Source organism: Bacillus sp. JNUCC-22, assembly GCF_018861275.1.
In the GTDB taxonomy this organism is placed as follows: Bacteria; Bacillota; Bacilli; order Bacillales; family Bacillaceae; genus Bacillus; species Bacillus velezensis.
Map to the genome: position 1 here is coordinate 3,706,069 of NZ_CP076408.1, position 21,819 is coordinate 3,727,887.

Annotated in this window: 19 protein-coding genes and 3 riboswitches; of the genes, 8 read left to right on the forward strand and 11 right to left on the reverse strand. The window is 46.7% G+C overall.

Going from position 1 to position 21,819, the window contains the following annotated elements; translation table 11 throughout:
* Positions 1-2: 2 nt before the first annotated feature.
* From ugpC to JNUCC22_RS18215, 3 genes are all read right to left on the reverse strand, one after another.
* Complete coding sequence (ugpC, locus tag JNUCC22_RS18205; protein ID WP_017418599.1) at positions 3-1,103, reverse strand: ABC transporter ATP-binding protein; 1,101 nt, start codon at positions 1,101-1,103, stop codon at positions 3-5.
* 117 nt (positions 1,104-1,220) lie between these two features.
* The gene (locus JNUCC22_RS18210; protein ID WP_046702204.1) at positions 1,221-2,114 is read right to left on the reverse strand and encodes a PucR family transcriptional regulator; all 894 of its coding nucleotides are present in this window, start codon (positions 2,112-2,114) and stop codon (positions 1,221-1,223) included.
* 166 nt (positions 2,115-2,280) lie between these two features.
* The gene (locus tag JNUCC22_RS18215) at positions 2,281-3,117 is read right to left on the reverse strand and encodes a YitT family protein (RefSeq protein WP_003150818.1); all 837 of its coding nucleotides are present in this window, start codon (positions 3,115-3,117) and stop codon (positions 2,281-2,283) included.
* A 65-nt stretch (positions 3,118-3,182) separates the two neighbouring features.
* A riboswitch (guanidine-I (ykkC/yxkD leader) is annotated at positions 3,183-3,284 on the reverse strand.
* 345 nt (positions 3,285-3,629) lie between these two features.
* Between JNUCC22_RS18215 and JNUCC22_RS18220 the strand changes: the two genes are divergently transcribed.
* Positions 3,630-4,169 (forward strand): DUF4352 domain-containing protein, encoded by a 540-nt coding sequence (locus tag JNUCC22_RS18220; RefSeq protein WP_120655388.1) that lies wholly within the window; start codon positions 3,630-3,632, stop codon positions 4,167-4,169.
* Between the two features lie 45 nt (positions 4,170-4,214).
* Here the strand turns inward: JNUCC22_RS18220 and galE are convergent, their stop codons facing one another.
* A complete protein-coding gene (gene galE / locus JNUCC22_RS18225; protein WP_015240856.1) occupies positions 4,215-5,231 on the reverse strand; it encodes a UDP-glucose 4-epimerase GalE in 1,017 nt (338 codons plus the stop codon).
* Positions 5,232-5,441: 210 nt separating this feature from the next.
* Here galE and pepT point away from each other — a divergent pair, with 210 nt between their 5' ends.
* The 4 genes from pepT (at position 5,442) to JNUCC22_RS18245 (ending at position 9,383) form a co-directional block, all read left to right on the forward strand.
* Positions 5,442-6,674, forward strand: a complete 1,233-nt coding sequence (pepT, locus tag JNUCC22_RS18230; protein ID WP_012118789.1) for a peptidase T — start codon at positions 5,442-5,444, stop codon at positions 6,672-6,674.
* A gap of 576 nt (positions 6,675-7,250) precedes the next feature.
* Positions 7,251-7,418, forward strand: coding sequence for a hypothetical protein (locus JNUCC22_RS18235; RefSeq protein WP_003150808.1), 168 nt, complete (start codon positions 7,251-7,253; stop codon positions 7,416-7,418).
* A 102-nt stretch (positions 7,419-7,520) separates the two neighbouring features.
* On the forward strand, positions 7,521-7,997 hold the full coding sequence (locus tag JNUCC22_RS18240; protein WP_007407773.1) for an LURP-one-related/scramblase family protein: 477 nt from the start codon (positions 7,521-7,523) through the stop codon (positions 7,995-7,997).
* Between the two features lie 84 nt (positions 7,998-8,081).
* Positions 8,082-8,168: riboswitch (SAM riboswitch) on the forward strand.
* Between the two features lie 78 nt (positions 8,169-8,246).
* Positions 8,247-9,383, forward strand: a complete 1,137-nt coding sequence (locus JNUCC22_RS18245; protein ID WP_007407774.1) for a 5-methyltetrahydropteroyltriglutamate--homocysteine S-methyltransferase — start codon at positions 8,247-8,249, stop codon at positions 9,381-9,383.
* A gap of 34 nt (positions 9,384-9,417) precedes the next feature.
* Here the strand turns inward: JNUCC22_RS18245 and JNUCC22_RS18250 are convergent, their stop codons facing one another.
* On the reverse strand, positions 9,418-10,299 hold the full coding sequence (locus tag JNUCC22_RS18250) for a methyltransferase domain-containing protein (RefSeq protein WP_020954369.1): 882 nt from the start codon (positions 10,297-10,299) through the stop codon (positions 9,418-9,420).
* Positions 10,300-10,660: 361 nt separating this feature from the next.
* A riboswitch (purine riboswitch) is annotated at positions 10,661-10,761 on the forward strand.
* A 139-nt stretch (positions 10,762-10,900) separates the two neighbouring features.
* On the opposite strand from JNUCC22_RS18250, the gene JNUCC22_RS18255 reads away from it, so the two are divergent.
* The gene (locus JNUCC22_RS18255; protein WP_003150774.1) at positions 10,901-12,094 is read left to right on the forward strand and encodes a NupC/NupG family nucleoside CNT transporter; all 1,194 of its coding nucleotides are present in this window, start codon (positions 10,901-10,903) and stop codon (positions 12,092-12,094) included.
* A gap of 47 nt (positions 12,095-12,141) precedes the next feature.
* On the opposite strand, the gene JNUCC22_RS18260 is transcribed toward JNUCC22_RS18255, so the two are convergent.
* From JNUCC22_RS18260 to JNUCC22_RS18270, 3 genes are all read right to left on the reverse strand, one after another.
* On the reverse strand, positions 12,142-12,816 hold the full coding sequence (locus JNUCC22_RS18260; protein WP_012118794.1) for a DUF3298 and DUF4163 domain-containing protein: 675 nt from the start codon (positions 12,814-12,816) through the stop codon (positions 12,142-12,144).
* Positions 12,817-12,956: 140 nt separating this feature from the next.
* Positions 12,957-13,265 (reverse strand): hypothetical protein, encoded by a 309-nt coding sequence (locus JNUCC22_RS18265; protein WP_015418528.1) that lies wholly within the window; start codon positions 13,263-13,265, stop codon positions 12,957-12,959.
* A 260-nt stretch (positions 13,266-13,525) separates the two neighbouring features.
* The gene (locus JNUCC22_RS18270) at positions 13,526-15,577 is read right to left on the reverse strand and encodes a catalase (RefSeq protein ID WP_072589716.1); all 2,052 of its coding nucleotides are present in this window, start codon (positions 15,575-15,577) and stop codon (positions 13,526-13,528) included.
* Between the two features lie 200 nt (positions 15,578-15,777).
* On the opposite strand from JNUCC22_RS18270, the gene citH reads away from it, so the two are divergent.
* Positions 15,778-17,058: a citrate transporter CitH gene (gene citH, locus JNUCC22_RS18275; protein WP_072589717.1), complete on the forward strand. Its 1,281-nt coding sequence runs from the start codon at positions 15,778-15,780 to the stop codon at positions 17,056-17,058.
* A gap of 41 nt (positions 17,059-17,099) precedes the next feature.
* On the opposite strand, the gene JNUCC22_RS18280 is transcribed toward citH, so the two are convergent.
* Together JNUCC22_RS18280 and licT are read right to left on the reverse strand one after the other, a co-directional pair.
* Positions 17,100-17,831 carry a beta-glucanase gene (locus JNUCC22_RS18280; RefSeq protein ID WP_072589718.1) on the reverse strand — a complete coding sequence of 244 codons (732 nt, stop codon included), beginning with the start codon at positions 17,829-17,831 and terminating at the stop codon, positions 17,100-17,102.
* Between the two features lie 235 nt (positions 17,832-18,066).
* On the reverse strand, positions 18,067-18,894 hold the full coding sequence (licT, locus tag JNUCC22_RS18285) for a BglG family transcription antiterminator LicT (RefSeq protein ID WP_025285501.1): 828 nt from the start codon (positions 18,892-18,894) through the stop codon (positions 18,067-18,069).
* Between the two features lie 171 nt (positions 18,895-19,065).
* Here licT and JNUCC22_RS18290 point away from each other — a divergent pair, with 171 nt between their 5' ends.
* Complete coding sequence (locus JNUCC22_RS18290; protein WP_108655016.1) at positions 19,066-20,316, forward strand: MFS transporter; 1,251 nt, start codon at positions 19,066-19,068, stop codon at positions 20,314-20,316.
* A gap of 31 nt (positions 20,317-20,347) precedes the next feature.
* On the opposite strand, the gene JNUCC22_RS18295 is transcribed toward JNUCC22_RS18290, so the two are convergent.
* Entirely contained in the window at positions 20,348-21,787 is a 1,440-nt protein-coding gene (locus JNUCC22_RS18295) for a DEAD/DEAH box helicase (protein WP_072589720.1), read from the reverse strand.
* Positions 21,788-21,819: the final 32 nt, after the last annotated feature.

The following is a 21,819-nucleotide window of genomic DNA, read 5'->3' on the forward strand; positions in this document are numbered from 1 at the left end:
CGTTATGAGCGGATTCTGATTTCTGTTTCACTGTCAAAAAAGTGAGCTTTATTCATGTCGAAAGCGACGGTCAATTCTTCACCGGCATGAATGTCATGGCGGGCGTCAATCCGGGCGATAAAATCCTGATCCCCGATCCGGGAATAAACCATAATTTCTGACCCGAGCAATTCCGCGACATTGATTTTAGCTGTGATGGATGAATTCTTATAGGATTCTACCACAATCAGCTCATCATGTATGTCTTCCGGGCGGATGCCGAAGATAACATCTTTGCCGGCATACCCTTTTTCCCGGAGCATTTTCATTTTCCCTTCCGGCACGCTGAGAGCGGCTGAACCGATCTGAATGGCGCCGTCCGTCAGCTTTCCTTTGAAAAAGTTCATCGCTGGGGAGCCGATAAACCCGCCGACAAATACGTTTTCGGGATGTTCATACACGTCTTTCGGTGTGCCGATCTGCTGAATTTTTCCGTCCTTCATGACTACGATGCGTGTCGCCATCGTCAGTGCTTCTGTTTGGTCGTGCGTCACATAGATTGTGGTTGTTTGCAGCCTTTGATGCAGCTTAATAATTTCTGCCCGCATCTGCACCCGAAGCTTTGCGTCCAGATTTGACAGCGGCTCATCCATTAAAAACACTTTGGCGTCCCTGACAATCGCCCGGCCTAATGCAACCCGCTGCCGCTGCCCGCCGGAGAGCGCTTTCGGTTTGCGGTGCAGATACTCTGTGAGTCCCAGCATTTTCGCCGCTTCTTCGACCCGTTTTTTTATCTCCGGTTTCGGCATCTTCCTCAGCTTCAGACCGAAAGCGATATTATCATAGACCGTCATGTGCGGATATAACGCATAGTTTTGAAACACCATGGCGATATCCCTGTCTTTAGGAGCGATGTCATTCACTCTCGTGTCACCGATATAGAAATCACCCTTCGTAATGTCCTCCAGCCCGGCAACCATCCGCAAAGTTGTCGACTTGCCGCACCCCGACGGACCGACAAACACAATAAACTCTTTATCTTTTATATGAAGGTTAAAATCATCGACAGCCGCTTCTTTTTGATCGTAATACTTATAAATATGCTCCAGCCGAAGTTCCGCCATGTATATCCCCCTTTATTTGTAAACGCTTTCTTAAATAGGATTGTAACAGCGTCACACGGCGGCGGATATAGGCAATGTTCATAAAAAAAGTCCGCTGCCTTCGTGCACATTTCCCATTTAATATGATTTTTCATACTGCAGACAAATGAAATAAGCCAACAGGGCGCCCCGATATGTCTTAATATCAATACCCGAGCGTTCCGCAAATTTATCAATCCGATATTGAAGACTGTTGCGGTGCAAATGCAGTCTTTTCGATGTGAGCGACATGTTCGAGTTATGTTCAATAAAAGTCTGAATCGTATGCTTCAGCTCCGGTTCTTTCTGAAACAGCAGCACCGCTTCTTCGTGAAGCAAGGCTGAGAGCTTTTCTCTGCTTTCTTCCGTGAGCATGGCCGGAAATACCGTTTCCGCGGTCAGAGTGCTCAGCTGCGGGAGATGACGCCGGCCAATCTGACAATATTGCTGTTCTCTCCGATAATGAAGGCGCAGACGTTCTCCCGCGCCATAATACCTTCCGATGAAAAAACGGACACTGAAATAAAAATCGCCTTCGAGAATCTTCACAAAAGATGCGATGTCATCCGAATCTGGCGCTTCCAGCTTTTCTTCCTCCACAATCACGCCCTGATCCCTTCCCGTCCGGACAACTGTATATGAAACCGGCCAGAAATGGCGCAGCGCTTCCGTAAATGCCCCCCAGTCCCGTTCTCCCAATAAGTCATAATGGATAAAACGGACACGAGGCTCCTTGACATCAGGCACCGGACCTTCTTCCAGCAGAAACCGCCGCCACCTCTTTGCTGCCGCCGTCTCCGGAAAAAAATCGTCTTTTTCTTCAGCGGGCGTCAAAAATGATTCCAGAAGCAGTTTCTCCTTCGGGGTGATATCCTCCTTCGGAATGGCGACATAGACCCGCCTTTTCTCATCATACAAGCAAAAGACATCCTCCGCCGTACAGCACGTATCAGACAACACAGCCCTCGGGTAAATTGCCAATAACGGATTCATATGCGCTCCTCTCTATCGCTCTATCATATTTTCAGTATAAAACGTCCGGCCGATTGTATCCACTTCGTTTTAAGAGACAGCTTTCAGGCTATTTCCCGGGAAACGGATCATAACAGCTTCTGCCGGCATAAGAAAAAAACCCTCCGCGCCGGCAGAGGGTTCCTTTTTATTTAGAGATATCGACGAAGCCTTCACCAAAGACGTCACGCACATCATGAACAATGACAAACGCTTTTGTATCACAGCTTTTAATAATTTTTTTGAGCATGGAAAGCTCTTGTTTCTGGATGACGATATATAAAATTTCCTTCGACTGCCCCGTGTAATTTCCTTTACCCGACAGCAGCGTAACCCCTCTGTCCATAAGCGTGTTGACCTGTTCGGCGATTTCGTGCTTATGCTCAGATATAATCGTCACCGCTTTTTTCGTATTCAGGCCTTCAATGATAAAGTCCATCACCTTCGTTCCGATGTACAGCATGACAATGGTAAACATCATTTTTTCTGCACCGATGATGAAATAAGAACTGAAGACGACAATCAGATCAAAGAACAAAAGCGCATAGCTGATATTCCAATCGAGATATTTGTTCGCAATCCTCGCCAAAATGGCAGAACCCGCAGTCGTGCCTCCGACTCGAATAATGATCCCGATTCCGACACCGGCAAACACACCCGCAAAAATAGTATTAATAATGAGTTCATGTGAAGGCGAGTGCCAATCATGCGTCAGATGCAGAAACAGTGAGTTGGCGACAACGGTAATGATCGTATAAAGCGTTGTTTTTCCGTCTAAAAATTTATATCCGATAATCAATAAGATCCCGTTCAAAATGATATTCGTCACCCCGGGCGACCATTCAAACACATAGTACAAGATCAGGGTGATTCCCGTTACCCCGCCCTCTCCAAGATCATTCGGAATGGCGAATAAATTAACGGCCAAAGCAAAGATAAAAGCCCCAATAATCAGCATCAGCACATCCAGCAATCTCTTTTTCATCCCAGACACTCCCTTTATATAAAATCAAAAAAGCCCGGGAGAGCACTCTTCATTAAAAGAGCAGAAACTCCCGGGCTTTTATCCCAACGTGTCACAGCAGGAACCTGCTGTGTGTTTTCTCTCGGTCCAGACCAATTCAGCATTGCGGAACCCTAGAAAACCACTGTTTTTTATGTTCAGTTTTTGTATATCTTTCAAGATTATACGGGAAATCACGAACATGTTCAACCACTCTTTTTTCAATAAACGTATAAAAAATATGAGCGATCTGCCGATACTAAAAAAGGCACTAAAATACATGACTAAAAAATCATTAAAATACTTTTTTTCTCAAAATATTATTGACTGTAGGTTATTTTACAGGCATTATAGTATGTAGTTTTCAAGAAATAGTTTACATAGGAGGAAATATTATGGCAGGCAACCTGGTGTCTTGTAAGGCATGCGGCAAAGAAATCGCTAAAGGCGTTAAAAAATGCCCAAACTGCGGTAAAGATCAGAGAAACTTTTTTATGAGACATAAAATTATCACATTGCTTCTGGCAGTAGTGGTTATTATCATTCTCGTAAACATCGGCGGCGGAGGCGGATCTTCATCATCTAAAACCGCGTCTTCAAAAGCTGCGGAATCCAAGGAAAAACTGTATAACATCGGTGACACTGTTAAGACTGAAAAAACAGAAGTTACTGTTACGAAAGTGGAAAAAAGAGATTCAGTAGGCTCTCAATTTGTCGAGAAAAAAGCATCTGACGGCGGCGTTATCGTAGCTGTTCAATACACAGTTAAAAATGTTTCAAACAAGCCGTTAAGCTCTTTCTCCATTCCAAGAGCGAAATTAGTAGATTCTAAAGGAACATCCTATGATTCAGATATTGATGCTTCTTCAAGCTATGCAACAGAAACAAAAGTAGACAACAGTAAAATTTTAAGTGACTTGAACCCGAACATTAAAGTTACTGACGTAAAAGCCTTTGAAGTTGATAAAAACGCATACTCTAAAGGTACTTGGAAAATTAAATTCAGCAACGATGTTGAAGTGAAAATTAAATAATGACCGTATAAAAGAGACCTTCACCATTTGAAGGTCTCTTTCTTTTTACACCTTTTGGTACCCGTTCACATTGGAGGACTGCCACTTCCAAGAGTCGGCGCACATTTCTTCAAGCCCGCGCTTTGCTTCCCATCCTAATTCAGCCTTTGCTTTTGCCGGGTCTGCGAAGCATGCGGCGATGTCTCCCGGGCGCCGGGCGGCAAAACGGTACGGCACTTCTTTTCCTGATACTTTTTCAAACGCCTTGACCATCTCAAGAACGCTGTAGCCTCTTCCCGTGCCGAGATTATAGGCATCCGCGCCTGTTGTGTCCAGCACCTTTTCAAGCGCTCTGACGTGGCCCTCGGCAAGGTCAACGACATGGATGTAATCCCGCACGCCGGTGCCGTCCTTTGTCGGATAATCATTGCCGAACACCTGCAATTGCTCAAGCTTGCCGACAGCGACTTGTGCGACGTACGGCATTAAATTATTCGGGATGCCGTTCGGGTCTTCTCCGATCCGCCCGCTCGGGTGCGCGCCGAACGGATTAAAGTAGCGGAGCAGCGCAATGCTCCATTCAGAGTCCGCTTTATGCAGATCGCGTAAAATCTGTTCCAGCATCAGCTTTGTCTGCCCGTAAGGATTGGTGGCGCTTAAAGGAAAATCCTCAGTGATCGGCGTTGTTTCCGGAACGCCGTAAACCGTCGCTGAAGAACTGAAGACGATTTTTTTCACGCCGTGTGCCTGCATGGCTTCACATAAAATAAACGTCCCCGTCAGATTATTATGATAATAACGGAGCGGAACAGCCACAGACTCACCGACGGCTTTTAATCCCGCAAAATGAATGACGGCTTCAATCTCATTTTCAGCAAATACCCGGTGAACGGCATCACGGTCAAGGAGATCCGCTTTATAAAACACAAGCCCTTTTCCGGTAATGTCTTTCACACGCTCCAATGCTTCCGGTGAACTATTTGACAGATTATCCAGAACCACGATGTCATAGCCGCCGTTTAACAGCTCGACACATGTGTGGCTTCCGATATAACCCGCTCCGCCTGTCACTAAAATCGCCATGAAGAAAGCCTCCCCTATTGAATGAATTGACCATATTATATCGGTTTTTTCTTCCTCAATCATCCATTTCCAAAAAGTTTAATCGTTTAGTCATCGTTTCTTCATAATTTGTTTTCATTCGCGTAAAACACAGAGCCTTCGATTCAAAACGGTTGCGAAATAGAAATCCCTCCCCCGCGCATGGTAAGATAAGACAAAGGAGATGACGGTATGAAAAATGAAATCATTGAACGCTTTACCTCTTATGTAAAAGTCGATACACAGTCTGACGAAAACAATGAAAACTGCCCTTCAACCCCCGGCCAGCTGACATTGGCCAACATGCTGGCAGATGAATTAAAGTCGATCGGCATGACAGACATCACAGTCGATGACAATGGGTACGTCATGGCGACTCTGCCGGCGAATACGGATAAAGACGTGCCGACTGTCGGTTTTCTGGCTCACGTGGACACCGCGACTGATTTTACCGGGAAAAATGTGAATCCTCAGATTATTGAGAGCTACGACGGACATGATATCGTTTTAAATGACAAACTCAATGTCGTCCTGTCGCCTGAGCAATTCCCGGAGCTCTCCCGCTATAAAGGCCAGACGCTGATCACAACAGACGGCACGACGCTGCTCGGAGCCGACAACAAAGCGGGCATTGCCGAAATCATGACGGCAATGGCGTACTTGATCAAACATCCGGACATCAAACACGGAACGATCCGGGTCGCGTTTACGCCCGATGAAGAAATCGGCAGAGGCCCTCACAAATTCGATGTCGGCCGCTTCAACGCCGCATTCGCCTACACGATAGACGGAGGCCCCCTCGGCGAACTGCAATATGAAAGCTTTAACGCAGCCGCCGCAAAGCTTACTTGTTACGGAAAAAGCGTCCACCCGGGAACGGCGAAAAACAAAATGGTCAACGCTTCAAAAATCGCGATGGAATTTCATCACGCGCTGCCGAAAGAAGAAGCGCCGGAATATACGGAAGGGTATGAAGGCTTCTATCATTTACTTTCCATGAACGGAGACGTTTCTGAAGCCGCCCTGTCGTACATCATCAGAGACTTTGACAGAGACCGCTTTGCAGAACGAAAAGAATATATGCAGAAAACCGCCGATGCGCTGGCCGCCAAATACGGCAACGAAAGCATCAAGCTTGAACTGCGTGATCAATATTACAACATGAGAGAAAAAATCGAACCGGTCAAAGAGATAGTCGATGTCGCCTATCAAGCCATGAAAAACCTCGACATCGACCCGATTATCGAACCGATCCGGGGCGGAACCGACGGATCACAGCTCTCTTACATGGGGCTGCCGACACCGAACATTTTTACGGGCGGCCAAAACTTCCACGGAAAATATGAATACATTTCCGTCGATCATATGGAAAAGGCGGTAAACGTCATTGTTGAAATCGCCAGGCTCTTTGAAGAGCGCGCTTAAAACCAAAGCCCCCTGCTTTGGTTTTTTTCTTTCACATGAAACCTTTCCTTCTTTCTTTCCGTATATAAGGTATGAATTGGAAAGAAGGAGTGAAGACTATGGCAAGAGGGACTGTAGCGAAAGAATTGAAAAAAACCTTAAAAGACCCGCGTATTCTGGAGACGAAATCAAACCCTTTTAAAAAACTGCGGAAAATGTTCAAACGATTTTTTTAAGATAACATCTCGTTTTCTTTAAAAAAATAAAGAAAGCGCTGTCATCCTGCAGTCATCTGTTAGAAGCAGTTATTTTGCATATTATAAGATTTTTTAGGGTACTGAATAACACAGGGCAAACGAAAACAACGAAGTAGTTAATTTGATGCTTACAAAAAATAGTGAAAAAGTTATATAAACGATCATCATTCATCAGCCGATACAATCTATAGAACCACAACAAGAGCAAAATCTCTTCAACCCATAGTCATTTTTACGGAAAATGACGTTATTTTTTAAAAAAGTGACAATTGTTTGAATACTTTTCGTTTGTTTTTTCGTACAATAATAATACCAAAACTTTTTTTGGGAGGTATGTAAAATGATGCTACTTATTTTTGCTGCTTTGACAGGGTATCTTGTTTTCTCTTTCAGTAAGGACAACCGCCGGAAAACGCCAAAGACAAGCCCGCTGGTGACAGCTGCCGACACGAATAACATCATTGATTTAAATGCGATCCGTCAAAAACGCCGGATGCCGCTATCATAAAGACGACAGCTGCCGCAAAATCGGCAGCCTTTTTTTATGCACCCGGCCGATATGAAACCAACCGCCTCCTTTTTTCGTACAACATAAAAAAGGAGTTTTTTTATGTACCATTTTTACATCAAAGAGCGAATGTTTACGTTTAAGAATCGTTTTCAAGTGTTTCTTGAAAGCGGAAAAGAAGTCTACAATGTTGAAGGAAAGCTGTTTTCATTCGGTGATGAACTGAAGCTGACTGATTTGGACGGCCGCACGCTCGCCAGCGTCAATCAGAAACTGATGTCGTTCGTTCCCCGTTACGAGATTTCCGTCAGCGGCAAACCCGTCTGCCAAGTCATCAAGAAAGTCACGCTTTTCAAACCGAAATTTGAAATTTCCGGACTCGGCTGGGATCTTACCGGCGATGTGTGGGGCCGGAATTTTCAAGTGACAGACGGAAAATCAAACCGGATGACTGTCACCAAATCATGGATGAGCTGGGGCGATTCCTATCATTTGCAGATTGAAAAGGAAGAGGATATCGTTCTTTGTCTCGCGATCGCCATTGTGATAGATATGATTCTATTTGAGGGTGACAAATAAAAATATTTATCGAAATATATTGACAATATGAGAAAACATACTAAGATTAATAGTATTACAGTTTATTCTGAAAAATAGCATATTTCCTTATCAAGAGAGGTGGAGGGACTGGCCCTATGATACCCGGCAACCGCTGTTCAGCAGAATGGTGCTAAATCCTGAAGATAAGGTTGAGATTTGCGGACGCAAGCTCTTCCCTATCCGAGGGAAGAGTTTTTTTATATTTCATCAGGAAAGAAGGAATCGTTCATGTCACAGCAAAACACAGAACAACCATTGCATACGCTTCTAAGAAAAAACCCGCCGTTTCGCGCGGATCAGGTCGGAAGCCTGCTGCGGCCGGCGGCTGTGAAGCAAGCCCGCCTGCAAAGAGCGGCGGGTGAGATTTCGGCAGAACAGCTGCGCGAAATCGAAAACAAAGAAATCATCCGCAGCGTGGAAAAGCAGAAAGAAACCGGCCTCAATGTCGTGACTGACGGCGAATTCCGACGGGCCTGGTGGCATTTTGATTTTCTCGAAAATTTAGACGGCGTCGAAGCGTTTACGCCTGAAAGCGGCATTCAATTTCACAACGTACAGACGAAAGCGCGCGGCATTAAAGTAACGGGAGCTATTGATTTTTCTCAGCATCCGATGCTCGAAGATTATAAATTCCTGCACAGCATTGCCGGCGATGCTGTTCCGAAAATGACCATCCCAAGTCCGAATATGCTGTTTTTCCGCGGAAAATTGGAAAAAGCGTCCTACCAGAATGATTACAAACAATTTCAGCACGATGTGTCAAAAGCGTATAAAAAAGCGATTCAAGCTTTCTATGACGCCGGGTGCCGCTACCTTCAGCTCGATGACACCGCATGGGCCGTTTTCTTATCAGAAGCGGGGCTTCGTCAGATTGAAGCTTTCGGCACGACGCCGGATGAGCTGCGCAAGCTGTTTGCCGCTTCCATTAATGACGCCATCAAGGATCGCCCTGACGATCTGAAGGTTACGATGCATATCTGCCGCGGCAACTTCCAATCCACATGGACGGCTGAAGGCGGCTATGATGCAGCGGCTGAAACGATTTTTGACGGGCTTGATCTTGACGGATTGTTCCTGGAATATGATGATTCCCGCTCCGGCGGCTTTGAACCGCTCCGTTATGTCAAACGCTCTGATCTTCAGCTTGTGCTTGGTTTGATTACGTCGAAACACGGCGAACTTGAAGACAAGGACGCGATTAAACGCCGGATTGAAGAAGCTTCACAATATGTCAGCCTGGACCAGCTTTGCCTCAGCCCGCAATGCGGATTCGCCTCCACTGAGGAAGGAAACCTGATCACAGAAGAACAGCAATGGGCGAAACTGCGCCATGTCGTCAACATTGCCGGAGAAGTCTGGAAATAAAAAAAAGACACGCGATTAGCGTGTCTTTTCCGTTTTACAGCGGATCGGTTCCGATTAAAATATCGATATCTATCGTGACAGCAGCCTCTTTCCGGCTGATGAACCGCCGGATGCTGTCATCAGTACATTTCCATGTTAAGGGCGTCATTTTCACAAGCCGCTCGAGGTCAGGCTGCGCTAAAGTCTTTGTGTAACACAGCCGTTTGCGCTCAAAGGTTTGAAAGCCCGCTTGGAATCGTCCGGCCGCAGAATCGGCGGTGTCATTCAGCCGAGGACTGTCTCCGAAGAAGAATTCCCTTACTTCCTTCAAATAATCACGCCGCGGCACCGCTTTAATGACTGTGCCGCCCTTTCGTAAAAGCCTGCTGCATTCCTTGTAATTCCAAGGTGATAAAACAGACATCACGACATCAAAACAGCTGTCGGCAAACGGCGCATCCGCCACATCAGCGACGGCAAAAACCAAATGATTCCCGAAGGCCTTTGCGGCATGCAGCACACCTTCTTTCGAGAGATCAATGCCGATTCCCGTCACGGAAAAAGCGGGCTGAAGCCATTTGCATACGGCGGCTAAATGAGAGCCTTCTCCGCATCCCGCATCCAATATCGCCGCTGATGTTTGCGGAGTTTGAATATGGGTGATGATGGCGGCAATCTCCTTTTGAACCGGCGCAAAAAATTCCCGGCTGTCAAAAAGCTCGCGTCTCGCTTCGAACAGCTGCCTGTCATAGCGGGTTTTGACCGATTTATTGAGGAAATTCACATATCCTTGCTTTGATATATCAAATGTATGCCCCTGTCCGCAAATCAAGCTTCGGTATTGTGAGACCGCCATGGCCGACCGGCATAGCGGACACCTGAACACGGACTGGCATGATTGCAGTAATTCCGCGCGTTTTCTTTTTATAGACGTCAAAAAAACACCTCATTCATTCGTTATTCCGATGAAATGAAAAAGGCATAGACAAATAAACCTCGCAAAATTGGAAGTTTAACCTATTTATCTATACCTCTCATTATCTGTAACGAATGAACTGAATGATCATGAAAATGACCCCTTTTCTGCCGTCTTTTGAAGGCGGTGCCCTCAGATCCATTTTATCAGCTGCATCCCGTCTTTACAATGAACCGGAACTGTTTTTCGGGGGCTTTTATACCTTTATTATCCAATTACTTGTGAACATCCTTTATTTTCTTTATTTATAATATAAATTTATTATTTTGAAAATATCTAAAAAGGTTGATTTTCAAAAATTGAAACGATAAAATACTGCTATCTCATGTAATATCGTTATTCTTGTATATGATCAGTAATATGGTCTGATTGTTTCTACCTAGTGCCGTAAAAGACTAGACTACAAGAAAGTTTGCATAAATTTGAACGAGTGAAAAGCATATGATGCTGTCAGTCTATTCTTTTCTTTTGGCTCTTATTTATCACACTTTCTGGCTTTCAGGAATTTGTGACGAATAAGAGCTTTTTTTATTTCCATAATACCCTTATAGGAGTTGCTCACATGTACTTTTTATTGAACATTGTCGGTCTCATTGTTGTCATGGCTGTTGTTTTCTTATGCTCACCCAACAAGAAGAAGATTAAATGGCGTCCGATTGTCATGCTCCTCGTCTTTGAGTTTCTGATTACTTGGTTTATGTTAGGGACAAAAGTCGGCGGCTTTGTCATCGGGAAGATCGGCGCGTTCTTTACATGGCTGATTTCCTGCGCCAGTCAAGGGATTGCCTTCGCCTTTCCGTCTGTCATGGCGAACCCGACGGTTGATTTTTTCTTCAGCGCATTGCTGCCGATTATCTTCGTCGTGACCTTCTTTGATATGCTGTCGTATTTCGGTATTCTGCCGTGGCTCATTGATAAAATCGGCTGGCTGATTTCTAAAATATCCCGTCTGCCGAAGCTGGAGAGCTTTTTCTCCATCCAGATGATGTTTTTAGGAAATACGGAAGCTTTAGCCGTCATCCGCCAGCAGCTTGCCGCCGTCAGCAACAATCGGCTTCTGACATTCGGGCTGATGAGCATGAGCAGCATCAGCGGTTCGATCATCGGATCGTACTTGACGATGGTTCCGTCCACTTATGTGTTTACAGCCATCCCGCTGAATTGCTTAAACGCGCTTTTAATCGCCAATATGCTGAATCCCGTGGACGTTTCTAAAGAGGATGATATTATTTACGTTCCTTCAAAAGCGGAGAAAAAAGACTTCTTCTCCACGATTTCTAACAGTATGCTTGTCGGCATGAACATGGTCATTGTTATTTTAGCGATGGTAATCGGATATGTGGCGTTAACGGCTGCGTTAAACGGCGTACTCGGACTGTTCATGCACGGTTTGACCATTCAAAAGATTTTCTCATACATCTTCAGTCCGTTTGCCTTCCTTCTCGGATTAGGCGTACATGACGCGATGTATGTCGCACAGCTGATGGGCATCAAGCTCGCGACGAATGAATTTGTGGCAATGGCCGATCTGAAAGGGCAGCTGAAATCACTTCCGCCGCACACGATTGCCGTGGCTACGACATTCCTGACATCATTTGCAAACTTCAGCACCATCGGTATGATCTACGGATCTTATCAATCTCTGCTTGATGGTGAAAAATCAGCCATCATCGGGAAAAACGTCTGGAAGCTGCTTGTCAGCGGAATTGCCGTTTCCTTATTGAGCGCGGCGATTGTCGGATTGTTTGTCTGGTAAAAGAAAAAAAGCGATACCGCTCCGTTTTGGAGTGATATCGCTTTTTTTTATTGATAGACGGATGCGGGTACGAAAACGTCCCGGATTCCTGCCGCGTACGGTCCGAGATCATATTGTCCGAACACAACGGCAATGCCGTTTTTCGTAAAGAAGAAAGGTCTTTCGTTATTCAGGATGATCTCTTGTTTTTTGACGTCCTGGTCAAACAGATCGTCATGTTTCTTGATGTAGCCGTAAAGATAGTCTCTCGTCTTGTTAGCTTTCGTTTTTGTATTCAGCACATTATCGAGTGTGACCCGTTTTTTTGCGGCCAAGTCGTAATTAAAGGTCTGAACGGATGTCAGCCCGTGTGCGCCGCCTGTGTAACTGTAGTCTTCCGTCTGAATGCTGAGCTTGCCGTCTTGATTATACTTCACCTTGAAATCTGTTTGGTATTCCGCTTTGTAGCCTTGTTTCTCACCGTCTTTTTTGTTTTTCACATATTCTTGGTACGATTGTTCAATATAGCGCTTGAAGTCCTGATTGATTTTCTTTTCAAAAGATGCGTTTCCCGTATTTGTGACCTCGGGGTATGTCAGCTGTTTTACATGCTTATACGTATGGCTTTTGACAACGGGCTTTGCGGTTTGCGCGGCCTCGGCTGAAGGCGCGAAACCCCCGAACGGCGCGGCTGTCAGCACGGTTAAGAGCACGGCCGCCATCATTTTGAATGCCTTTTTCATCACAACTCCTCCTTTTCATTACCGTTCCCTTTTTGAAAACGGGTTACACTCTATAGACAGCGCTGATCAGCAAATTGTTTCTGGGCCTTCTTTCACATTTTCTCCATGAAAAAAAGAGACATGGAAAATCCACGCCTCTTTTACCGTGAAGGTCTTTGCGCAATGGCTTCATAAACGGCTTCCGCCAAATCGGAGTTGCCGAACATCTCCAAAACGCCGATGACGGTTTGATCAGGAATCGGTTCTGATTCCTCCTTCGGCACGACAAGTTCTTCAGCCGTTTTTCGCAGCTCTTCGTTTAAAGGCTGTCCGGGATAAGCCTTGCTGTAAATGGCCATCGGATCAAGGTCATGATTGACGCACCATTGGGCAAACACCAAAATCATCATGTTTTCGTCACGCCGGTAATATTCTTCAAGTTGTTTTTCGGTAAACGGCTTCACTATCATTCGCTCCTCCAGAAAATCTACCCCTAAGATACACAAACACAGAGCGGAAGTAAACCAAAGATCATTTCACCATCAGTCAGAACCCTTTAAATAATGCAATGCCCTGACTCTCTAAAACTGTTGTCTGAATGTCCCGGACAGCGGGAGGTACGGATTTGCACGGAAGCAATTTTCGTTTTCTCTCAATATTAATGCTTCGTTCAGATATTTCACTTTCACAAGAAAAAAGCGCCCTTCTCATAAAAGGCGCTTTTTCATTCTTATATGTTTCTGCCCCAATGCCGGTGCTCAGCCACGGCCTTCAGAAATTGTTCATGGTTCCCGTCCGGAACAAGGCCGGGGCCGCTTTCGGTTCCGGCGGCGAGGGCGAGAAGTTCTTTTCCTTCACCGGAGGCGCCGATCGCTTTGTAATGGCTGAAAGCTTCGCTGACGAAGTCTCTGGCCGATTTTTGGGCTTTGAGGCTGTCTGTGCTTTGTTTTCCGCCCGGAATGAAAACAGCGTCGTACAGGACGGAATCCGCTGTCAGGAAAGTGGCTGACGCTTTCAGCTCCGTACCGTTTTCTCCCTTGATGGTTCCCAGCGCGGGGCTGATGATATCGGCTCTGACTCCCGCCTGTTTGCATGCGTCAAGCACTTGTTTGACTTTCTCATCAGAAAACCCGTGGTCGGTTAAAACCGCGACCTGCCTTGTCGCTGCCGTCTTCACCGTGTTTTCCTGGCTTAAGGCCGGGGAAGTGAACGTTTCATCAGATTCACGGTCCTTCGGCGGCGGGTTCACGCCGATTCCTTTCGCAACACGCTCGGCAAGCCCGGCGTCGACGTGACTGAAGACATCCACCACCTGCTGCTGCACGTCCTTGCTGTTCACTTTTCCGACTTCAAAACAGAACGCGGAGATGATATGTTCTTTCTCGGCGGGAGACATGCTGTTCCAGAACATCTTGGCCTGAGAAAAATAGTCATTGAAGCTCTCACTGCGCTGGCGGATTTTTCTGCCTTCTACTTTTTCCTGGTAATGAACGTATCCGCCTTCTTCTTCTGAAGCCGGCGACGGATCATTGTTCTGCAGGGAATTTTTATGATAGGCGACGGGGCCCTTATTAATCGTCATCCGGTGGTAGCCGTCGTATTGGTTGTTATGGAACGGGCAGACCGGCCGGTTGATCGGAATCTCGTGAAAATTCGGCCCGCCAAGACGGATGAGCTGTGTATCTGTATAAGAGAAAAGCCGGCCCTGAAGAAGCGGATCATTGGTGAAATCAATGCCCGGCACGACATTGCCCGGGTGGAATGCGACTTGTTCCGTTTCCGCAAAGACATTGTCCTGATTGCGGTCAAGGGTCATTTTTCCGATCAGCTTGACGGGAACCAACTCCTCCGGCCACAGCTTCGTCGGATCAAGGATATCGAAATCAAATTTAAATTCATCTTCTTCGTCAATCATCTGAACACCGAGCTCATACTCGACTTTGCCGCCGTTTTCAATCGTTTCCCACAGGTCGCGGCGGTTGAAATCGGGATCTTTCCCGGCAATTTTCTGCGCTTCATCCCATACGAGGGAATGAACGCCGAGCACGGGTTTCCAGTGGAATTTTACAAAGCGCGCTTTTCCTTTCTCGTTGACGAAACGGAACGTATGCACGCCGAAGCCCTCCATCATCCGATAGCTCCGCGGGATGCCGCGGTCAGACATCGTCCACATGACCATGTGAGCCGACTCAGGGTTATTAGCGACAAAATCCCAGAACGTATCATGAGCCGTCGCAGCCTGCGGCATTTCATTGTGCGGTTCCGGTTTTATGGCGTGAACGAGATCCGGGAATTTGATCGCGTCCTGAATGAAGAACACCGGAATATTGTTTCCGACGAGGTCATAGTTCCCTTCTTCAGTATAAAACTTCGTCGCAAATCCCCTGGCGTCACGGACGGTGTCGGCTGACCCCTTGGAGCCCGCCACTGTTGAGAAACGGACGAAAACAGGCGTTTTGACGGACGGGTCTTGCAAAAATTTCGCCCGTGTATATTCCGTCATCGGTTCGTACACCTGAAAATGCCCATGAACGCCGTACCCGCGCGCATGAACGACCCGTTCCGGAATCCGCTCGTGGTCAAAGTGCGTCATTTTTTCACGAAAATGAAAATCCTCCATCAGCGTGGGGCCGCGGACGCCCGCTTTTAAAGAATGTTCATCCTCAGACACGCGAAGCCCCTGATTGGTCGTCATTTTTTTGCCGCTGTTATCAGACCGGTACTGCTCCAGCTGTTTGTCCTTTGAGTGTTCATTTACTCGTTTGTTTTGATCATCACTCATGTCAGTTCCCCCTTTTAAAACGAAACATTCTACAGCACATTTACCCGCGGCGTTCTTCATATAAACTGCTGATCCGCTCATTAGGATTTTAGGTCTGTATTTACATATGCGGTCATACACATTTTGAAATAAGCCATTTTCACAGAAATAAATTGTGAAAGCGCTTACCAAAATAGCTGTTGAACAGGGGAGGTCATATCGTGCTTGCCATACTCGGTTTTGTGATGATGATTGTCTTTATGTATCTTATTATGTCTAATCGGCTTTCCGCTCTTATTGCTTTGATTGTCGTTCCTGTTGTGTTTGCCCTGATCAGCGGATTTGGCAAAGATCTCGGCGAGATGATGATTCAAGGCGTTACAGACCTCGCTCCTACCGGGATCATGCTGTTATTCGCCATCCTGTATTTCGGCATTATGATTGACTCAGGTCTGTTTGATCCCCTCATTGCCAAAATTCTATCGCTTGTCAAAGGGGATCCGTTAAAAATCGCCATCGGCACAGCGGTTCTGACAATGACCATTTCGCTGGACGGAGATGGGACAACAACGTATATGATTACGATTGCGGCAATGCTGCCCCTTTACAAACGGCTCGGCATGAACCGTTTGGTGCTGGCGGGGATTGCGATGCTCGGTTCGGGCGTCATGAATATTATTCCGTGGGGCGGGCCGACGGCGAGGGTTTTGGCTTCCTTGAAATTGGACACGTCGGAAGTCTTTACGCCGCTGATTCCCGCTATGATTGCCGGCGTTCTCTGGGTGATCGCCGTTGCTTATCTCCTCGGAAAAAAAGAACGGAAGCGGCTCGGCATCATTTCGATTGAACACACGCCGTCTTCTGATCCGGAGGCGGCGCCGCTCAAGCGTCCCGCTCTCCAGTGGTTCAACCTGTTGCTGACTGTTGCTCTGATGGCCGCGCTGATCACCAGCCTGCTTCCCATCCCTGTTCTTTTTATGATCGCGTTCGCCATCGCCTTGATGATCAACTATCCAAATGTCAAAGAGCAGCAGAAACGGATTTCAGCGCATGCGGGTAATGCGTTAAACGTTGTCTCAATGGTGTTTGCGGCAGGCATATTCACAGGCATTCTCTCCGGCACAAAAATGGTGGATGCGATGGCGCATTCTCTCGTTTCCCTCATCCCTGATGCCATGGGCCCGTATCTGCCGTTGATCACTGCGATTGCCAGCATGCCTTTCACTTTTTTCATGTCAAATGACGCCTTTTACTTCGGTGTGCTTCCCATCATCGCCGAAGCCGCTTCCGCTTACGGAATAGACGCCGCTGAAATCGGAAGAGCCTCCTTGCTGGGCCAGCCGGTGCATCTGCTCAGCCCGCTTGTGCCATCCACCTATCTATTGGTCGGAATGGCGGGCGTCAGCTTTGGCGATCATCAAAAATTCACCATCAAATGGGCCGTGGGGACAACGATTGTGATGACGATTGCGGCGCTTTTGATTGGGATTATTTCGTTTTAATTAAAAAAGGATTTCCGCCAGCGGAAATCCTTTTCTGTACATTATTTTTTTGTATAGCGCACCCAGTCATAATGAGCGTATAGCGGATTTACACCATTGTAGGAACCGAGCCAGTCATCGACACCTACCCCATTCCACAAGTTCATCATGATCTTTCCCGGGTTTGTCGGGATTTGGCTTGTCGCAGTATGTTTTAATTGCCCATCGACATACCATTTAATAGAGTTTGGCTGCCAATCGAACGCATACGTATGATAGGCATTGGCCGCGTCAAATCCGAGATCCGCAACCTTCTCATGGTTTCCCGCGCCATTTGTATAATAGTTAAATTGAACCTTTGTCGTGTCTTTTCCTAAAAATTCGATATCAATCTCATCCCAAGGAGTGCCATCCGTTGGACCTGTATAAGTGAAGAACGATGAAACGATCCCTGTGTTTTTAGCCGGTTTCATTCTGACTTCATAAAGTCCGTAGCCATAGGTTTGAACGGAGCGGTTCTCCCCGCAGTCAAACTTGTTATAAGACGGGCTTGTCAGCGCCAAACGCATTTCACCTGATGACGTCATTGATACATTATTTGCACGCCACGTGCAGTTGAACATATCTCCATTGGAATAACCATTTGCTTTTTGCCATAATCCGGAGTTATAGCTGTTAAAAGGTTCAAAAAACGATCCGCCTGTTTGAGCTGATGCAGTAGAAGTGATCGCACACAAACTCAAAAACAATCCAGTGACAAGAAGCAGCAGCACTCGTTTCATACGATAAAACATGTCGGCATTCCCCTTTCTTTGAAAGCGATTTCTTTATTGATCATACATGATTCCGTTAAAAGGGGACATCGGTCAGAATAATGATAATAATGAATCTTAAAAAAACCTAAATTACCATCAGCACAAACAGAAATGATCAGCGCTCATTGTAATTTAGGTTTTGCCTGCTTATCAGTAACAATCCTAACAAGATCATATGTGAATGAAGAAAAAAATGCCAACGCTTTCATTATGCTTATTTGACTACCCTTTCTATGTGAATCGTTAAATACAGCAGCTCGTCACTGGTGAGCTTGTGCTTATACGCCCTCTCAATGCATGTTTGGATTTTCTTCGTGCATTCATACGCCCGATGGTACTTTTCTTTCACTGTCTCCAGCAAAAAATCGTCCTGGCTTTCCATATGTGTGCCGTTAAAAAGACGCTGCGCGAAAAACTTTAAGTGGGTGACAAACCGATAATAGTGAAGTGATTCCTCGTTGAAGTCAATCTTAAAATGGTATTTTACGATACTCAAAATCTCTTGCATGACTTTTGTAATGTTGATGATATTGGGCATCTCTTCATTCAGCTCGGCATTGACAATATGCAGCGCAATAAAGCCTGCTTCATCCTCCGGCAGAGACACGCCAGTCTTGTTTTTTACCATGGCCAACGCTTGTTTGCCGATTGCAAATTCGTCTTTGTACAGCCGTTTCGTTTCCCACAGTAAGGCATTTTTGATATCCAGCCCTTTCTTATTGCGCTGGATCGCAAAGTTAATATGGTCGGTCAGCGACACATAGATGCTGTCATTGAGCTTTTTGCCGAGCTGTAATTTCGCATAGCTGATAATCTCTTCGGATACTTCCATACATTCGATCGGGATATCATACAAAAGGGTTTTGAACTTTTCGGATACATCTTTGTTATCGAGCGTGAACACTTTCTCAATGCGGGCTTCATCTACCGGGTCTCCCGTTTTCTTTTGAAAAGCAATGCCCCGGCCCATGATAACCAATTCCTGATTGCCTTCTTTGAGCACACTGACAACATTATTATTAATGACTTTCGCAATCTTCAATTCTGTCTCCCTCCCGCCTGACCATTTACCTGCTACACCTTGATTTTACATCCTTTTTGAACTAGGTCAATATCTCCAGGTCAATCAGAAAACGCCGTTCAGAAATCATTGTCCAACGATGAGGCAGCGGCGCATATAATGCAGAGAACCGGTTTTTGGGAAGGAGCGTGTGTGATGAAACGGTTTTCGAAAGAAGAAAGCAGCTGGATGCTGTATGATTGGGCCAATTCAGCTTATTCGGTCATTATTATGACGGCGGTATTCCCCTTGTTTTTTAAAGCCGCGGCGGCGGAAAACGGTGTCAGCGCGGCGGATTCTACCGCTTATTTGGGCTATACGATTGCCGCCGCGACTTTTATTTTGGCGATGCTCGGCCCCGTCCTAGGAACGATTGCCGACTACAAAGGATGCAAGAAACGGTTTTTTGCCTTCTTTTTTCTGATCGGTGTGGCGGGCACAGCCGCGCTGGCTTTGATTCCCGGCGAATCTTGGATGCTGTTATTAATTTGTTATACGATTTCCACGATCGGCTTTGCCGGGTCTAATGTGTTTTATGATGCGTTTCTCGTTGATGTGGCCGCAAAGAAGCGGATGAATATGGTGTCCGCCAGAGGGTTTGGGCTGGGCTATATCGGCAGTACGATCCCTTTTCTCCTCAGCATTGCCGTGATTCTTTCAGCACAAGCGGAGGTGATTCCGCTGTCCGCCCAGGCTGCCGGCCGCATTGCCTTTTTGATTACGGCGGCATGGTGGGGGCTGTTTTCGATCCCGCTCCTTCTCCGCGTCCGCCAGCGCTATTATATCAAGAGGGAGCCGCGGCTTGTAATCAGCAGTTTTAAACGGCTGGCCGGCACGCTGAGGCAGATCAGGAAGCACCGGGCGCTGTTTTTGTTTCTGCTCGCCTATTTCTTCTACATCGACGGGGTCGGCACCATCATTACGATGTCCACGTCATACGGGGCTGACCTCGGCATCAGCGCGGCAAATCTGCTGATTGTTTTATTTGTCACTCAGGTCGTCGCCGCGCCTTTTTCGATTTTGTATGGGCGGCTGGCCGAACGGTTTAAAGGAAAAACGATGCTTTATGCCGGAATCGGCGTGTATATGATTGTCTGCACGTATGCTTATTTTATGGATTCCGCTTTTGATTTCTGGGTTTTGGCTATGCTTGTCGCCACTTCCCAAGGAGGTATTCAGGCGCTGAGCCGCTCTTACTTTGCAAAGCTTGTCCCCAAACAGAACGCCAATGAGTTTTTCGGCTTTTATAATATCTTCGGCAAGTTCGCTTCGATTATCGGCCCGCTTTTGATTGCCGTCACCGCCCAGCTGACCGGAAATTCGTCAGCCGCCGTGTTCAGCCTGATCATTTTGTTTGTAATCGGGATTGGCATTCTTGCGTTCGTCCCCGAGGAGACGGCGTAAAAAAAGCCTGCGCGCGGCAGGCTTTCTTTTTTTATTTCTTGGCTTTATGGACTTTCAGTTTTTTGCCTTTGACCGTTGTATTTTTCATGATGTCAAGAACGTGCGGGCCTTTGCCGTTCAGAATTTCGACGTACGATGCGTTGTCCAGAATCGTGATAATCCCGATATCATCGGCTGAAACGCCGTCGATTTTCGCAATCGTTCCGACAAAATCGACCGCTCTGAGTTTTTTCTTTTTCCCGCCGTTAAAGTACAGTTTCATGATGTCTTTGCTTAACTGTTCGCTTTTGTCTGTTTTGACGTCTGGGCGGGCGTTCAGTTTTTCCGCAAAAGCTGCTTTCCGTTCCGCTGTTTCTTCTTCTGACGGTGCTTCCCGCTTTTGGATGCGGAAACCGATATATGTCTCAATGTCATTCAGAAACCGCGATTCAGACGGCGTCACAAACGTAACGGCCCGTCCGCGGTGTCCGGCGCGGCCCGTTCTGCCGGTGCGGTGCACATAGCTTTCTTTTTCAACCGGAATATCATAATTGATGACGAGGCTGATGTTTTCAATATCAATTCCTCTGGCGGCAACGTCGGTCGCAATGAGATAGCGGAACTCACCGCGCTTGAATTCATTCATGACGTCAAAGCGGTCTTCCTGCACCATGCCGCCGTGAATTTTATCGCAAGGGTAGCCCAGCCTGTCCAGCTCATCGGTTAACTGGATGACTCTTTCTTTTGTCCGGCAGAATATGATGCAGCTGTCCGGGTTTTCGGTGATCAGGACATCACGCAGCAAAGATGTTTTGTCCTCTTCTTCTGTTCTGGTGACAAAATGCTCAATGTCTTTTGTCGTCAGGCCTTCCGCTTTTACTTCAATCAATTCAGGGTCTTTCATATATGTGCGGCTCAGCTTCTCGACGTCATCCGGCAGCGTCGCTGAAAACAGCATGGTGACTCTGTTTTTCGGCAGATGCTGAATGATGGCTTCCACCTGTTCAATAAATCCCATATTCAGCATTTCATCCGCTTCGTCAATAACCACATACGCCAGCCGTTCAAGCGGCAGCGTCCCTTTTTCTATATGATCAAGCACACGCCCCGGCGTTCCGGCAACGACGTGGCTTTTTTGCTTCAGTTCGGTTTTCTGTTTGTCAAAAGAAGCTTTTCCGAAAACCGCCGTGGCTTTTATCCGTTTGAAACGGCCGATATTCGTGATATCTTCTTTAATCTGCGCCGCAAGCTCGCGGGTCGGCGTTAAAATCAGCGCCTGCGGTTTGTTTTCCTCCCATTCCGCAAGCTCGCAGATCGGAATGCCGAAAGCCGCGGTTTTGCCGCTGCCCGTCTGCGATTTGACGACGAGGTCTTTTTTTTGCAGCGCGGCGGGGATGACGCGCCGCTGCACTTCAGTCGGCTCGGTGTATTGCAAGCCATTCAGCGCCCGTCGGATTTCGGGGCTGATCGCATATTCATTAAACTCATTCATGACTAAACTCCTTCTCTGTCCGGCTCCCCTCA